Genomic DNA, 15,177 nt, shown 5'->3' on the forward strand with positions numbered 1-15,177 from the left:
AGCGGGCTTTGATGCTCAAAGCCCGCAGACTCAATAGCCTGCCCCGGTGCCTGCGCCTGTCACGATCGCAATCCCGGAACTGGTCCCCAGGCGTGTTGCGCCGGCTTCGATCATCGCTCTGGCCGTGGCCACGTCGCGCACGCCGCCAGACGCCTTGACGCCGATGTCGGGGCCTACCACGCGGCGCATCAGCGCCACATCCTCGAGCGTCGCGCCACTGCGGCTGAAGCCGGTGGAGGTCTTGACGAATGCCACGCCCAGCTCGCGGCAGATCTCGCAGGCGCGGATCTTCTGCGCCTCATCGAGCAGGCAGGTTTCCAGGATCACCTTGAGCGGCACCTTGCCACAGGCTTGCAGCACTGCGGCGATATCGTCGCGGACCTCATCGAACAGGCCGTCCTTGAGCCAGCCGATGTTCAGCACCATGTCGATTTCCTGAGCGCCGGCAGCGATCGTCAGGGCGGCTTCCGACGCCTTGCTGGCACTCAGCCCGGCGCCCAGCGGAAAGCCCACCACCGCACAGACCTTCACGGCAGACCCGGCGAGTTGTCGAGCGGCAAAAGGCACTTGGCTGGAGTTCACGCACACCGAGTAGAAACCGTGCTCCCGGGCTTCGGCGCAAAGTGTGGCAATCTGCTCTCGGCTGGCATCCGCCGCCAACAAGGTGTGATCGATGGTCTGGGCCAGTGCAGCGGGTTCGAGTGAATTCATCAAGGGATTCCTGTCATCAGTAAAAACACTTGGGTGGATACCCATAAGTTAAAAAATTAACACTTGGTGTTACTCTAGCGACACCTCCAACGGATTGCCGGGATGCCCATGGACGTCAAGAAAAACGACCGCATCAAACAGATTCAACAGGCCCTGCAAGATCAGAAAGCCATCCATCTGCGGGAGATGGCGGCGCTGCTCGATGTGTCCGAAATGACCTTGCGCCGTGACCTCAGCCGGCACCCCGAGCAGTTACGGCTGCTGGGCGGCTACATCACCCGCGCCCACGATGATCCTGAACCGGGGGATTACCGGGTCAGCGAGCAGGACACCCGTCATGTCGAGGAGAAGCGCCGCATCGGCAAGCTGGCCGCCACCTTCATCCGGCCCGGCGACACGGTGTTTTTCGACTGTGGCACGACGATCCCCTTCGTGGTCGATTTCATCCCCGACGAGCTGGAGTTCACCGCGGTGTGCAACTCGCTCAACGTGCTGCTCAAGCTGCAACAGAAACCCAACTGCAGCATCGTCCTGTGCGGCGGCATGTTCCACCGCAAGAACCAGGTGTTCGAGAGCCATGCCGAAACCAGCATCCTCGATGGCGTGCGCCTGACCTGGGCCTTTGTTTCGGCGGCCGGGGTCAGCCTGGACTGCGGTGTCACCTGCTTCAATTTCCACGAGGTGGAGGTCAAGCAGAAGGTCATGCGCCAGGCCCGGCAAAGCCTGCTGCTGGCCGATCACTCCAAATTCGACGCCGTACGCACTGCGCACTTCGGTGCCTTGAGCGATTTCCATTGCGTGGTCAGCGATAAGAAAATCCCGCGTAGCTACCGCGAGGCCATCGAGGCTGGCGGGGCGCAGCTTGTAATCTAGAAGCATCACGGTTGCAGCGCCCGGCGTTCGGCTGCGTTCAGGTAACCGGTGGTCAGGCTGAACTCGGCGCTGGCACCGGGCGCGAGGCTGCGCACGTTGCCTTTGGCGAGTTCGGCGCGGTAGCCCTCCGGTTCACAGGTGGCCGGCAAGATGAAGGCCGCCACCTGCTGATCGGTGTTATGCAGGATCCAGCGCGCAGCATGTTCAAATTGCCGGGGGCTGTAGCGGGTGTAGAACGCCGCGCCGTCGGGATGATCAAGGAAGAAGTGCGCCTGCCCCTGAGCGTCGCTGCGCACGTCGTCGAAGAAGCAGACGATTTCCGGGTCATAAAGCGCGGGCGAGTCGAGCACCTTGAGGCGGGTCGGGTCCTCGCTCAGTTCTGCTATATAGGCGCTCCAGGTCGGCGTCGGCCGCACATGTGCCGGCACGCTGGCACGCACCCGTGTGCGCTCGCAGCCCAGGGGCTGGGTGAGGCGGGCGCCGTCGACGTAGGCGTAGTTCATGTGCGCCATGTACATCAGGTCCATGGGCTTGCCGGCCAGATTGACCACCTGCATGCCGATCTCGAACAGCCCGCTGGCCGGGCGCAGGGTCACGCTCGGGCTGGCCCGGTAATGGTCGCCGAAGCCCTGTACGTATTCGCAGGTGCCGCCGAGGCGCAGATAAGCGCCGTGCTCGTCTTCACCTGCCTGCAGCCAGGCATCGTCCATCGGTGCGCAGGGCATTTCGCCGTGCAGCGCATGATCATCCTCCGGCCCCGGGCAACCGTTGCGCAGCAGGCCGCTGTGAAACATGAAACAGCCGTAGGTGCCGATAACACTGGCACTGGGCCGCGGCTGGGTGAACATATTGAGCATGGTCAAATCAATGCCGTCGAATTCGGCCGACCAGATCATTTGCCCCTGCCAGGGCAGGATCACCAGCTTGCCGCGGCTGTTTTCCAGTGACAGCGCCTTGACCCCGCTGGGGTAGGTCCAGGCACGCACGCTGAAATTCTCGGATTCGAGCAGCAGCCGGCTGGTCTGGTCCCAGAGCTGGGGGTAGAGCGGCAGGCGCAACGCTTCGCTACTCATTGCGCCACCGCCGTGGCCGAACCACCCAGCACCGGTTGCGGCTGACGCATGCAGTACACTGCGTACATCACGATGGCCACGAAGCACAGCAGCGGCACGCTATAGGCAATTTGCATGTTGCCGCCATTGGCGTCGCTGAGCAGGCCCTGGAAAATCGGCATCACGCCACCGCCAACGATGCTCATCACCAGCAACGAGCCGCCGACACCGGTGTCCTCGCCGAGCCCGTCAATGGTCAGACCATAGATGGTCGGCCAGCAAGGCCCGAGAAACACACTGACCCCCACGGCGGCATACACCGCGGTGATGTTCGGCACCAGGATGGTGTAGGCCAGCAGCGCGATGCACAGCACGCCATACACCGCGAGAACTTTGGCCGGATGCATTTTGCGCATCAGCAGGTTGGCGATCATCTTGCCGATGAAATAGGCGGCAAAGGTGGTCAGCAGGAACCACGAGGCACTGCGCTCGTTCATGCCGCCCATTTGCATGGCCAGGCGAATGGTGAAGCTCCACACCCCGACCTGCGCGCCCACGTAGAGAAACTGCGCCAGTACACCGAAGCAGAAGCGCGGATTGCGACGCAGGCGGCCGAGGCTCTGGCCGATGCTCGAACGCGATTCGCTGACGGTGCCGTTGCCCTTGCACGCGGGGAAGCGGGTGATGGCGATCAGGATGAACATCAATATGAGTACCGCGATCATCCATTTGTACGGCAGCAGGGTCGACTGGATCATTTGCAATTGCTGCGCTGCTGCCTCGCTGGCGCTCATCTGGGCCAACTGTTCGCTGGTGGCGTCGGTGTCCTTGAACATCACGAAGCTGCCGACGTATACCCCGGTCATTGCGCCGAACGGGTGGAAGGTCTGCGAGATGTTCAGGCGCCGTGTGCCGGTTTCCCGTGGCCCCATCAGTGTCGAATAGGTGTTGCACGCGGTCTCGAGAAACGACAGGCCGGCGGCGATGACGAACAGCGCCATCAGGAACATGCCGTACTTGGCGGTCGACGCTGCTGGAAAGAACAGGGCGCAGCCGAACAGGTACAGCATCAGGCCGATGAGGATGGTGGTCTTGTAGCTGAAGCGGCGCACCACCAGTGCCGCCGGAATGGCGACGAAAAAGTAGCCCAGATAGAACGCCGACTGGACGAAAGCGGTCTGGAAGTCGCTGAGCAGGAAGGCCTTCTTGAAGTGCGCGATGAGTACATCGTTCATGCTCGCGGCCGCCGCCCACAGGGCGAAGATGCTGCAGAGCAGGATGAAGGCGAACCACGGCGTGCGGTTCAGGTAGAACCCGTCCGGGGTTTGTTGCAGCGCAGGCTTATTCATTATTGTTCTCCGCGAGATGCTGGTGAGTGTCAGTTGGCCGATGCATCGAGGAAGCGCGCAAACGTCGGCGCATCGGGGTAAGAAGATTGCGTGCCGAGGCCGGTGACCGAGCAGGCCGAGTAGGCCACCGCCTGGTGCATGGCCTGGCGAATATTTCCGTCCTGACTCCAGTGCCGGGCGAAGCAGCCAATGAAGGCGTCACCGGCACCGGTGGTGTCACGCGCCTGAACCTTGACCCCTGGCACCTGCCATTCGCCTTCGGCGCCGACGTACAGCGCCCCTTGTTCGCCCAGGGTGACGATGACGTGGCGTACACCCAGCGTGACCAATTGCCGTGCCGCCTGAGCTGCCTCTTCGGCGCACGTCACCGGCTGGCCGCTGATCAATGCCAGCTCGCTTTCGTTGGGGATCAGGAAGTCCAGTTGCGCCAGGTGCTCGCGGCTCAGGCCGGCCAAGGCCGGCGCCGGATTGAGCAGCACCGGGATGGCATGCCGATGAGCGAAGGCGATGGCGTGGTAAACGGTCGCCAACTCGACTTCCAGTTGCAGCACAATCAACGCGCAATCGCGCAGCTGCGCCTCGGCGCGGTCGATGTCGGCCGGGCTCAGGTGGGCGTTGGCGCCTTTGACGATGAGGATGCTGTTGTGGGAGTTCTCCTGGACGAAGATCGGTGCCACGCCGCTCGACACGCCCGGCACCCGTTCGACAAAGCGTGTATCAATGCCCAGCCGTTGAAAATTGGCCAGGGTGGTATCGGCAAAAGCATCGTCGCCGACCTTGCTGAGCATCAGCACGTCCGCGCCCAACAGCGCTGCGGCAGCGGCCTGATTAGCACCCTTGCCGCCGCAGCCCATGGCAAAACGCGGTGCTTCGAGCGTCTCGCCTTGGGCAGGCATGCGTTCGATGTAAGTAATCAGGTCGACCATGTTGCTGCCGATGACTGCAATCTTGCTCATTGTTATTTTGACCTCACCAGCGCCGATGGAAGCCTCGACGGCTTTATTTATGTTATTTAAATAACATTTTCTGTGAGGATTCAATCTTTATTTTTTGATGTGAGCGTGCGCTATCAAAACGCCTGTAGGGCGTTTGGGTGGCCGTTCCGGATTGGAGAAAGGGGTGGCCGCGTGTGAGGCATGCTGCTAAGCAATCGATCCCACGACCATTTTTTCAGGCCCATAAACCACTAAACCCCTGAAATTCTTAAATGAATTCAGGGGGTTTGTGTGTTTCAAGTATGGCGGTGAAGCAGGGATTCGAACCTGTCCGATATAGGACTCGGAAGGAAAAGGGTGACTAAATTAGTGCAATCTTGGATGTTTTAGTCGGTTGCACCTGACCGCTTTTTAAGTCGTCAACAATTTCTTGGACACATCTGACCCACAGCTTTTGGTCGACTCTTTTGAACATGTCGTTTTTCTTCGAAATCGTCAGTAGGCTGGCCAGGAAACTTTGGCGGTGCACGTCACGTTTTCATATCACTGCTTTTCGCGCAAATACAGCGCGGAGAAAAATTCTGCTGGTGAACCGATTATTGATCCGATCAGCCAGCGACCACGCACGTTCTGTCCGATCCGTTATCGGCTGCCCAAGCAGCTGCCAGTATTGATACTTGGTCTGATTCACCGAAGTGCAAAGTGAGCCAGACCAAGGCACTACGAAATTGGGCATACACCCTGCAAATCAACGATCCATCGGGGCTGTAGTACTTCATCTTCTAGATCCGCAAAGCGGTGCAGCCAGGATGGCAGAAACAGGATCTGACAATCAGAAAAGCTTGTGGACGCGATTTCTGACGGCAATCTAGTACTTTTCAGAAAAACCCTAGGAAAAACCGGAGAGGTGACAAATATTCTGACATCGGTGACGCGTGTGCTGCCTGACCTTGTGGCATGAGGCTATTAGCCCATTCGTGCTATTGATCGTATTGGGTTTTAGTACTCAAATGTGCCATAGAGAAGCGCATCTCTAAATCAAAAATCATACAGCTGACTTAGGGTCGCTGTTTGCCTGGTCACAGTTTAGGGCCGCTGCAGTGTACCTTGAGTGCCGACAATAAAGCGTTAAAGTCGGTAGGGTATTGTGACGTTCATGCAGCCTTTACAGGCTCGCATTACCTGCTAAAACTATGGAGCATTTTATGAAAGACAATATGAAGAAAGTGCGTTCGCGAAATATTGGAATAGCCTTGGCGCTCGCATTGGGCGTTGCATTCAGCGGCACTGCAAGTGCGTTTACATTTGAACACGGGTGGAGTTGCCAGAATAAATGGTATCAAATGGGACTTATTGAACTGATTTCGTGCGGCGGTGGCGGCGAAGGTTGAGTTTTTTACGATACACGCGATATGCGGTAAAAGTAACATATGCTTCAAGCCTGTGCATGCCTGTGAAGATGCGGTCAAACGGTCGCATCTTCACGCCGCATCATCGTGTCCGACGTCCTTGGCATTGCCACCCTTAATTTCTGCTCTGTCCCAGCTCTGTCCCATGAGCGTCCAACGATCACTTTTTCAGACCCCGGAAACCAAAAAACCCCTGAATTCGTTGAGGAATTCAGGGGTTTTGTGTATTTCAAATATGGCGGTGAAGGAGGGATTCGAACCCTCGATACAATTTCTTGTATACACACTTTCCAGGCGTGCTCCTTAAGCCACTCGGACACCTCACCGTATCTCGACGACAACGTTGTGTCTGTCGAGGCGCGCTAATGTAGTCGAAACCTTTTCCTAACGCAAAACTTTTTTTCAGATTTTTCATGCGCTTAAGCAAATAAACGCTTATGTGCCACTGAAAAGCCCAAGAAGGCGGTGCGGCGCTGAGGCGCAGCGCCGCTCGTCTCGTGAAGTTCAGGCGCTAAAGCCGCCATCGATGGTCAGGCTGGCACCGGTGATGTAGCTCGCTTCCGGCCCAGCGAGGTAGGCAACGAAGCTGGCGATTTCTTCGCTTGTGCCATAGCGGGGCAGGGCCATCAGTGCTTTCAGGGTTTCGGCGAATTCGCCCTGCGCCGGGTTCATGTCGGTGTCCACCGGGCCGGGCTGGACGTTGTTGACGGTGATGCCCTGCGGGCCGAGGTCGCGGGCCATGCCTTTGGTCAGGCCGATCAGCGCCGACTTGCTCATGGCGTACGTGGCGCCGCCCGCAAAGGGCATGCGATCGGCGTTGGTGCTGCCGATGTTGATGATGCGGCCGCCTTCTTCCATGTGCCGAGCGGCTTCCTGGCTGGCGATGAACACGCTGCGCACGTTGATTGCCAGGGTTTTGTCGAAGTCCTGCATGCTGAATTCATTGAGCGGCGCAATGGCCAGAATGCCGGCGTTGTTGACCAGGATATCCAGCCTGCCAAGGGTCTCGGCAGTGGTCTGTACGGCCTGGCGGATGGCTTTTTCGTCGGCGCTGTCTGCGCGAATGGCCAGGGCCCGGCCGCCGTTGGCGACGATGCTGTCCTGAATCTCCAGAGCGTTGACCTCGGAGCTGACGTAGGTAAACGCCACGGCAGCGCCTTCTTTGGCCAGGCGCTGGACGATGGCCGCGCCGATACCGCGTGAGCCGCCCTGCACGAGCGCTACTTTGCCGGCGAGTTTAAGGTGTTCGATCATGATGTTCTCCTTGGGGGCAGGTCTCGGACAGGCCTGAGCCTATCGACGATTGCGACCAGAATAGACCTTGATTGCGATAGTCTTGCTGAACCAAAAGTTCGGACTGATTCATCATGGATATTCAAGGCAACAGCGCGCTGATCCTGATCGACATGCAGCAGGGCATCAATCACCCCAAGCTGGGGCGGCGTAACAATCCGCAGGCCGAGGCGAATATCGGCTCGCTGCTGAGTGCATGGCGACAATCCGGGCGTCCGGTGATCCACGTCCGGCATTTCTCGACGTCACCCGAATCAGTGTTCTGGCCGGAGCAGTCGGGGGTCGAGTACCAGCCAGCGTTCTTGCCGCACGCCGATGAGCGGGAGTTGAGCAAGCAGGTCCCCGACGCGTTTTGCGGATCGTTTCTGGAGATGTGGTTACGTTCGGACGGGATTGGGCAGGTGGTGATTGTCGGCGTGATCACCAACAATTCGGTCGAGTCCACCGCACGCAGTGGCGGCAATCTGGGGTTTGATGTGCTGGTCGCGCACGATGCCTGCTTTACCTTCGATCAACAGGACTTTTTCGGCACGCCGCGCAGTGCGGAGGACGTGCATGCAATGTCGCTGGCCAACCTGCACGGTGAATACGCCACGGTCCTGTCCACGGCGCAGATCCTTCAGCATATTGCTGTCGAATAAGCGCCGGACGGGTTTACTTGCGGGTTTTTTTCGGCGCGGCGGGAAGCGGGGCGAACAGTGCCTGCAAATCTTCGTCGCGCAATTTCCAGTCGCCGCTGGTGCGACCGTCAAGCACACCCGAGGCCAGCGCTGATTTTTCCCGTTGCAGGCGCTGGATTTTCTCTTCCACGGTGCCGCGCGCGATCATCTTGTAGACGAACACCGGCTTGTCCTGGCCGATACGGTACGCGCGGTCGGTCGCCTGATTTTCCGCTGCCGGGTTCCACCACGGGTCGTAGTGGATCACCGTATCCGCGGCGGTCAGGTTGAGGCCGGTGCCGCCTGCTTTGAGGCTGATCAGGAAGATCGGCAGCTTGCCACTCTGGAAATCATGGATCGGCGTGCGGCGATCGCGGGTCGACCCGGTCAGCAGGGCGTAGGCGATACCGCGTTGCTTGAGCTCTTCCTCAATCAGGCTGAGCATCGAAGTGAACTGCGAGAACAACAGAATCTTGCGACCTTCGGCCAGCAGTTCTTCGAACATCTCCATCAGGCTGTTGAGCTTGCCCGAGGTGCCCTGTTTGCTGTTGACCGGCATGTCCTGATTGACCAGGCGCAGGTCGCAGCACACCTGACGCAGCTTGAGCAGCGCTTCGAGAATGATGATCTGGCTACGTGCCACGCCTTTGCGGGTGATTTCGTCCCTGACCTTTTTATCCATCGCCAGGCGCACGGTTTCGTACACATCGCGCTGCGCGTCGTTGAGGTCTACCCAGTGGATGATCTCGGTCTTGGGTGGCAGTTCGGTCGCGACCTGTTCCTTGGTGCGACGCAGCAGGAACGGCTTGATGCGCGCATTGAGGTGATGCAAGCGGTCCTGGTTGCCGTGCTTTTCGATCGCCGTGCGGTAATTGCTGTTGAATTCCTTGCTGTTGCCCAGCCAACCGGGCATCAGGAAGTGAAACAGCGACCACAGCTCGCCCAGGTGGTTTTCCAATGGCGTACCGCTCAGGCACAGGCGCTGACGTGCGTTGAGGTTGCGTGCGGCCTGGGCGGCCTTGCTGTTGGGGTTCTTGATGTACTGCGCTTCATCGAGAATCAGCACGTGGAAGGGCTGTTTTTCGAGCAGTTCCAGGTCCCGTGGCAACAGCGCGTAGGTGGTCAGGATCAGGTCGTAATCCTGAAGATTGCCGGCGTCCTGGTGGCGATTGGCGCCGTACAGAGCCAGCACTTTCAAATCCGGGGTGAAGTGCTCGGACTCGTCCAGCCAGTTGGGTATCAGGCTGGTCGGCATGACCGCCAGCGCCGGGCGGTCGAGGCGTCCGGCCTGTTTTTCCATCAGCAGATGAGCGAGGGTCTGCAGGGTCTTGCCCAGGCCCATGTCGTCGGCCAGCACACCGCCGACTTCCAGCTCGCGCAGCGACTGCATCCAGCTCAGGCCTTCCAGCTGATACGGGCGCAGCGTGGCGTTCAGGCCATCGGGCAGGCTGACCGGCGCGTCCTTGATGTTGATCAGGCGTTCGGCAAAGTGACGCAGGCGGTCGCCGCCCTGCCAGGTCAGCGGCAGGTCTTCGAGCTGGGTAAGGCGCGCCGCATCGGCTTTACTCATGCGCAGCGCGTTGTTGCCCTCCTGACGCCAGTAGAAGTCCCCCAGCGTCGCCAGTACCGGCTTGAGTCGGCCATAGGGCAGGGCGATCTGTACCGGGCTGCCGCCGCTTTGCGTGAAGTGGTTGAGCTGCACCAGCAATTGTTCTTCGTCCCCGCGCTTGGCCACGGCCGACGGGCTCATCAGTTCGGGATGGCTGCGGATCAGGTTGATCAGAATCGGCAGCAGGCTCAGGCGCTCGCCGTTGACGATGATGCCCAGTTCCAGGTCGAACCAGTCGCGTTCGTTCTCTTCGTCGATGACCGCGTACCAGTCTTCCACCGGCGTGACGTCGAAACCGAACTCGTCCTGAATGTCGATTTCCCAGCCTTGCTCGCGCAGTCGCGGCAGGTCATCAAGGACAAAGTGCAGCCAGGCCTTGTCGTTGGGCAGTTCGTACATGTCGCCGGCGCTGTCGGGCAACGCCTTGCTTTGCCGGGTGGCGACCTTGAAGCCCAGGTCGGCCAGTTCCTGACGCAACTGCCGCTCCCGTTCGCCCTGACGACGGATGCGCAGGGTTTCGGTGTCGGTGTGTTCGATGATGTCGCTTTTCTGATTCACCAGATCGCTGCCCAGCGAACTGACCAGAATGCTGACGTTGGTGGTGCCGACCGCGTAATGCTTGCCGTAGGCAAAGGCCAGCGCGGCACGGTGCTGAATGTGCCGCTGCATGCGCCCGTTGCGCGGCTCGTAGGCACTGAACTCGATGCTGGCCAGAATCAGCCTGGGCCGTGGCTGCAGGTCATCGATCAGGCGCTCCGGCAGCCTGGGTTTTTGCTCGACGGGCTTTTCCGGCTCTTGCTGGTGCGAGGCCAGTGCGGCCTGCAGCAACGGACGGTTTTGCGGGTCCTGCAGAAACAGCAGGGCGGCCACGCAATGTTTGCAATCGTTGCGAACCGGGCAGGTGCATTTGCAGGTCAGGTAATTCTTGTAGCGATCGGGGTCCTTGAACAGCAGTGTCTGGGTATAGATTTCCAGGCCCGAGCCCCGACAGGCGGTGCGGATGATCTGCGGGCTGGAGTCTTCCAGCACGATGCGTTTTTGCCGGGCGTAGTCGCGCCCTCGCTCAAGCGTTCGCTCGTGGAATAGGTCTGTCCAGGCCGCAGCCAGGACTTTTTCGAGAATGGACGACAAGTTTTAAAAAGCCCTACGCCGCAGCGATGCTCAAAAAGAAAGGGGACGCCCGGGCGTCCCTTGCGTACGTAAAGATCAAAGAGGAGAAACCTTGATCAGCAACGCGAGGTTGCCGTTGTCCAGATAGGTCAGCTCACCGTTCTTTACCCTGGCAGTCTGCTTCAATCGTTCACTGCTGATGACCACGCCATGCGGGTCCAGCTGGTTGACCCAGAATTGTGCACCAATATCGGTGAAGCGTGCCATCGCCAGACTCACTGTACCTTCGATCGGGAAATGCCCAAGCCGCTCTTCACCACTGGTGATGGCGACTTTGCCCGGTTCGCTGCCGATGCTCTGCTGCCAGGCGCGCTGCATCAGCACTTCATAGTTGCCACTGCCTTGCAGTTTGCTCGCCAGATCATTGAGGGCGGGGCTTCGTTCATCGTTCGCGTCGATCTTCTGTGCGCCCTTGTCCCAGTTTTCCGGTACAAGCTGGCGGGTCGAGGCCGGCTCGCCGTTCTGGCGAAACAGCAGAATCTCGACCTGATACAGGCCGTCGGCGAACGCGGTCGGCGCGATCAGCGTCAGCAGCAGGATCAATGAACGAAACAGACGCATGCGTGAATCCTTCAAGCAGTTTTCGGGGTCAGGCGCTCAAGCAGCGCTTCGATCGTGTTGAAGCGCTCTTCCGGGCGCTCCATGGGAACCATGAATTTGAACAGCGTGGCACCTTCGAACTTGTAGCGGTTGGGCTGGCTCTGGATCAGCTTGATCAGGGTCAGTGGGTCAACCGGCGTCTCGGCCGCGAACTCGATACGGCCACCTTGCGGGCCACCGTCGATTTTCCGGATGCCCAGCTGTTCGGCGTGCAGCTTGAGCAGCGTGATACGCACCAGATTCTTGGTCGGTTCTGGAAGCAGGCCGAAGCGGTCGATCATTTCGACCTGCAGGTCCTTGAGGGCCTCTTCGTCGGCGGCGTTGGCAATGCGCTTGTAGAGAATCAGGCGCGTATGCACATCCGGCAGGTAGGCTTCGGGGATCAATGCCGGCACGCGCAGGTTGATTTCCGGTCCGCCGCCCAGCGGCTGGTCGAGGTTGGGCTGCTCGCCCTTGCGAATCGACTTCACCGCGCGCTCGAGCATTTCCATGTACAGGGTGAAGCCCACCGCCTGGATCTGGCCGCTCTGGCCGTCACCGAGCAGTTCGCCTGCGCCACGGATCTCCAGGTCGTTGGTGGCGAGCACGAAGCCCGCGCCCAGGTCCTGGGTGTTGGCAATCGCTTCCAGACGCTTTTCGGCATCCGGGGTGATCTGTTTGCGTGGCGGGGTCAGCAGGTAGGCATAGGCCTGGTGGTGACTGCGCCCGACGCGACCGCGCAACTGGTGCAACTGGGCCAGACCGAACTTGTCGGCGCGCTCGATGATGATGGTGTTGGCGCTCGGTACGTCGATGCCGGTCTCGATGATGGTCGAGGCGATCAGCACATTGAAGCGCTTGTGGTAGAAGTCGCTCATCACCTGTTCGAGTTCGCGCTCGCGCATCTGCCCGTGGCCGATGCCAATACGCGCCTCCGGCACCAGCTCGGCCAGGTCGGCGGCGCATTTCTCGATGGTCTTGACGTCGTTGTGCAGGTAATAGACCTGACCGCCGCGCAACAGCTCGCGCAGCAGGGCTTCCTTGATGGTCGGCTTGTTCTGCTCCATCACGAAAGTGCGCACCGACAGCCTGCGCGCCGGTGGCGTGGCGATGATCGACAGATCACGCATGCCCGACACGGCCATGTTCAGGGTGCGCGGGATCGGCGTTGCGGTCAGGGTCAGAATATCGACCTCGCTGCGCAGCGCCTTGAGCTGTTCCTTCTGGCGCACGCCAAACCGGTGTTCTTCGTCGATGATCACCAGACCGAGGTTCTTGATCTTGACGTCATCCTGCAACAGCTTGTGCGTCCCGATAACGATGTCGATCTTGCCCTCGGCCAGATCGGCAACCGCGGCGCTGACTTCCTTGGCCGACTTGAAGCGGCTCATCACCTCGACGGTCACCGGCCAGTCGGCGAAACGGTCGCGGAAACTGTTGTAGTGCTGCTGGGCGAGCAGGGTGGTCGGCACCAGAATGGCCACCTGACGCCCGCCATGCACGGCGATGAAGGCAGCGCGCATGGCCACCTCGGTCTTGCCGAAGCCCACGTCGCCACAGACCAGCCGATCCATCGGCTTGGGCGCCAGCATGTCGGCGCGCACGGCATCGATGGTGGTCTGCTGATCCGGTGTTTCTTCGAACGGGAAGCCTGCGCTGAAGGTCGCGTAATCGGCTTTCGGGTCGGCAAACGCATAACCTTCGCGGGCTGCGCGACGCGCGTAGATATCCAGCAGCTCGGCGGCCACGTCACGGACCTGCTCGGCAGCCTTGCGTTTGGCTTTCTGCCAGGTTTCCGAGCCCAGGCGGTGCAGCGGCGCGGTTTCGTCGTCGCTGCCGGTGTAGCGGGCAATCAGGTGCAGGTTGGCGACCGGGACGTACAGCTTGGCGTCTTCGGCGTAGGCCAGCATCAGGAATTCGGCGACCTGGTTTTCAACTTCCAGGGTCGCGAGCCCGAGATAACGACCTACACCATGATCGATGTGCACCACCGGCGCGCCTTCGCGCAGCTCGGTGAGGTTCTTGATGACTGCATCGTTATTGCCGCCGTCGGTGCGCTTTTCGCGGCGACGGCGTTGCATGACGCGCTGGCCGAACAGCGGGCTTTCTGCGATCAGCGCCAGAGCTGGCTGTTCCAGCAGCAGGCCTTCGTCAAGCGGCGCGATGGTGATCGCCAGCCGGTCCTTGCCGTCGACGAAGTCCAGCCAGCTGTCGACGGTCTTGGGTCGCAGCTTGAGGCGTTCGAGCAGTTCCAGCAGCACTTCCCGGCGCCCGGCGGACTCGGCGGTGAACAGCACGCGACCGGGGAAGTCATCCAGAAAATTCGACAGGGCCGCCAGTGGTTGAGTGGCCTTGGCTTCGATGGACAGGTCCGGCAGGGACTGCGCCGGGAAGCGCTCGCGTCCGGCACCGGCGTCGACATCCTGCTGGCTGGCGACCACGCGCGGCCAGTTTTTCAGGCGCGCGAAGCAGTCTTCTACCGGGAGAAACAACTCGGCTGGCGGCAGCAGCGGCCGGGCCGGATCGACGCGGCGTTCTTCATAGCGGTTGCGCACGTCGTTCCAGAAGTTCTCGGCAGCCTGTTCGATGCCCGGCAGGGAGAACACCTGGGTGTCCTGCGGCAGGTAATCGAACAGCGTCGAGGTTTCCTCGAAGAACAACGGGATGTAGTACTCGATGCCGGCAGGCGTGATGCCGCTGCTCAAGTCCTGGAAAATCGGGCTGCGCCGGAAGTCCACGTCGAAGCGCTCGCGAAAGCGCGCCTTGAAGCGTGTGACTTCCTCTTTCTGCAGCGGGAATTCACGGGCGGGCAACAGGCGTACCGACTCGACCTTGTCGATGGAGCGCTGAGTGTCCGGGTCGAAGGTACGCAGCGTTTCGATCTCATCGTCGAACAGGTCGATACGAAACGGCAGCTTGCTGCCCATCGGGAACAGATCGATCAGCGCCCCGCGCACGGTGAACTCGCCGTGTTCGTAGACCGTGTCCACATACCGGTAGCCGCTGGCTTCCAGACGCGTACGCATGGCTTCCACATCGAGCTTCTGGCCAACATCCAGCACCAGGCTGCTGCCGAGCAGGAATTTGGTCGGCGCCAGTCTGTGTAGGGCGGTGGTGATGGGGACTACCAAAACGCCATGCTCCAGTTCCGGCAGGCGATAGAGGCTGGCAATACGCTGGGAAATGATGTCCTGGTGCGGCGAAAACAGGTCGTAGGGCAGGGTTTCCCAGTCCGGGAAGTGCAGAACCGGCAGCGTAGGCGCAAAAAACTTCAGCTCTTGCTCGAGCCGCTCGGCGCTTTGGCTGTCGGCGGTCAGGAGCAGGGTGAAGCGCTTCGCCGCGCTGGCGGCTTCGGCAATGGCCAGGCTCAGTGTGGCACCGGGAAGATTGCCCCAGTGTTGTTTGCCTGCAGCGGCAGAAAGATGCGGTAGACGCAGAACTGGCACGGGAAGGTCGGGCTCCAGGCGTTGCAACAGGGGCGGCGATTGTAACGGGGGAAGGTGGTGGCTGTCAGTTTTCCGGAGTATTACCGAGTGTT

Annotated in this window: 11 protein-coding genes and 1 tRNA gene; 3 read left to right on the forward strand and 9 right to left on the reverse strand. The window is 60.3% G+C overall.

Annotated features, from left to right (window positions below):
* Positions 1 to 30: 30 nt before the first annotated feature.
* The gene (gene deoC / locus BT119_RS01125) at positions 31 to 711 is read right to left on the reverse strand and encodes a deoxyribose-phosphate aldolase (RefSeq protein ID WP_058396586.1); all 681 of its coding nucleotides are present in this window, start codon (positions 709 to 711) and stop codon (positions 31 to 33) included.
* Between the two features lie 108 nt (positions 712 to 819).
* Here deoC and deoR point away from each other — a divergent pair, with 108 nt between their 5' ends.
* On the forward strand, positions 820 to 1,584 hold the full coding sequence (gene deoR / locus BT119_RS01130) for a DNA-binding transcriptional repressor DeoR (RefSeq protein WP_042931039.1): 765 nt from the start codon (positions 820 to 822) through the stop codon (positions 1,582 to 1,584).
* Positions 1,585 to 1,589: 5 nt separating this feature from the next.
* Here the strand turns inward: deoR and BT119_RS01135 are convergent, their stop codons facing one another.
* From BT119_RS01135 to rbsK, 3 genes are read right to left on the reverse strand one after another with little or no spacing between them, the layout of a single operon-like run.
* Entirely contained in the window at positions 1,590 to 2,657 is a 1,068-nt protein-coding gene (locus BT119_RS01135; RefSeq protein ID WP_072364505.1) for an aldose 1-epimerase family protein, read from the reverse strand.
* Positions 2,654 to 3,985, reverse strand: coding sequence for an L-fucose:H+ symporter permease (gene fucP / locus BT119_RS01140; RefSeq protein ID WP_060708867.1), 1,332 nt, complete (start codon positions 3,983 to 3,985; stop codon positions 2,654 to 2,656). Before fucP ends, BT119_RS01135 begins: the two co-directional genes overlap by 4 nt.
* A gap of 29 nt (positions 3,986 to 4,014) precedes the next feature.
* Positions 4,015 to 4,941 (reverse strand): ribokinase, encoded by a 927-nt coding sequence (gene rbsK, locus BT119_RS01145; RefSeq protein WP_072364507.1) that lies wholly within the window; start codon positions 4,939 to 4,941, stop codon positions 4,015 to 4,017.
* Between the two features lie 1,184 nt (positions 4,942 to 6,125).
* On the opposite strand from rbsK, the gene BT119_RS01155 reads away from it, so the two are divergent.
* On the forward strand, positions 6,126 to 6,311 hold the full coding sequence (locus BT119_RS01155) for a hypothetical protein (protein WP_004664555.1): 186 nt from the start codon (positions 6,126 to 6,128) through the stop codon (positions 6,309 to 6,311).
* A 254-nt stretch (positions 6,312 to 6,565) separates the two neighbouring features.
* Here BT119_RS01155 and BT119_RS01160 read toward each other — a convergent pair.
* Both BT119_RS01160 and BT119_RS01165 read right to left on the reverse strand, forming a co-directional pair.
* Positions 6,566 to 6,655, reverse strand: a tRNA-Ser gene (locus BT119_RS01160).
* 178 nt (positions 6,656 to 6,833) lie between these two features.
* Positions 6,834 to 7,583, reverse strand: a complete 750-nt coding sequence (locus BT119_RS01165; protein WP_003436634.1) for a 3-oxoacyl-ACP reductase family protein — start codon at positions 7,581 to 7,583, stop codon at positions 6,834 to 6,836.
* A gap of 113 nt (positions 7,584 to 7,696) precedes the next feature.
* Between BT119_RS01165 and BT119_RS01170 the strand changes: the two genes are divergently transcribed.
* A complete protein-coding gene (locus BT119_RS01170; protein ID WP_054081127.1) occupies positions 7,697 to 8,263 on the forward strand; it encodes a cysteine hydrolase family protein in 567 nt (188 codons plus the stop codon).
* Between the two features lie 13 nt (positions 8,264 to 8,276).
* Here the strand turns inward: BT119_RS01170 and BT119_RS01175 are convergent, their stop codons facing one another.
* The 3 genes from BT119_RS01175 to mfd all read right to left on the reverse strand — a co-directional run bounded on the left by BT119_RS01175 (position 8,277) and on the right by mfd (position 15,085).
* On the reverse strand, positions 8,277 to 11,021 hold the full coding sequence (locus BT119_RS01175; protein WP_003371603.1) for a DEAD/DEAH box helicase: 2,745 nt from the start codon (positions 11,019 to 11,021) through the stop codon (positions 8,277 to 8,279).
* A 75-nt stretch (positions 11,022 to 11,096) separates the two neighbouring features.
* A complete protein-coding gene (locus BT119_RS01180; RefSeq protein WP_057433929.1) occupies positions 11,097 to 11,621 on the reverse strand; it encodes a CsiV family protein in 525 nt (174 codons plus the stop codon).
* An 11-nt stretch (positions 11,622 to 11,632) separates the two neighbouring features.
* Positions 11,633 to 15,085, reverse strand: a complete 3,453-nt coding sequence (gene mfd / locus BT119_RS01185; protein WP_003436628.1) for a transcription-repair coupling factor — start codon at positions 15,083 to 15,085, stop codon at positions 11,633 to 11,635.
* Positions 15,086 to 15,177: the final 92 nt, after the last annotated feature.

It is taken from the genome of Pseudomonas sp. NFACC10-1 (assembly GCF_900119195.1).
GTDB lineage: Bacteria > Pseudomonadota > Gammaproteobacteria > Pseudomonadales > Pseudomonadaceae > Aquipseudomonas > Aquipseudomonas cerasi.

What these genes read in the sequence shown, in the direction of transcription:
- deoC (WP_058396586.1), bottom strand. Translation starts at nt 711, where the DNA reads ATGAATTCACTCGAACCCGCTGCACTGGCCCAGACCATCGATCACACC.
- deoR (WP_042931039.1), top strand. Translation starts at nt 820, where the DNA reads ATGGACGTCAAGAAAAACGACCGCATCAAACAGATTCAACAGGCCCTG.
- BT119_RS01135 (WP_072364505.1), bottom strand. Translation starts at nt 2,657, where the DNA reads ATGAGTAGCGAAGCGTTGCGCCTGCCGCTCTACCCCCAGCTCTGGGAC.
- fucP (WP_060708867.1), bottom strand. Translation starts at nt 3,985, where the DNA reads ATGAATAAGCCTGCGCTGCAACAAACCCCGGACGGGTTCTACCTGAAC.
- rbsK (WP_072364507.1), bottom strand. Translation starts at nt 4,941, where the DNA reads ATGAGCAAGATTGCAGTCATCGGCAGCAACATGGTCGACCTGATTACT.
- BT119_RS01155 (WP_004664555.1), top strand. Translation starts at nt 6,126, where the DNA reads ATGAAAGACAATATGAAGAAAGTGCGTTCGCGAAATATTGGAATAGCC.
- BT119_RS01165 (WP_003436634.1), bottom strand. Translation starts at nt 7,583, where the DNA reads ATGATCGAACACCTTAAACTCGCCGGCAAAGTAGCGCTCGTGCAGGGC.
- BT119_RS01170 (WP_054081127.1), top strand. Translation starts at nt 7,697, where the DNA reads ATGGATATTCAAGGCAACAGCGCGCTGATCCTGATCGACATGCAGCAG.
- BT119_RS01180 (WP_057433929.1), bottom strand. Translation starts at nt 11,621, where the DNA reads ATGCGTCTGTTTCGTTCATTGATCCTGCTGCTGACGCTGATCGCGCCG.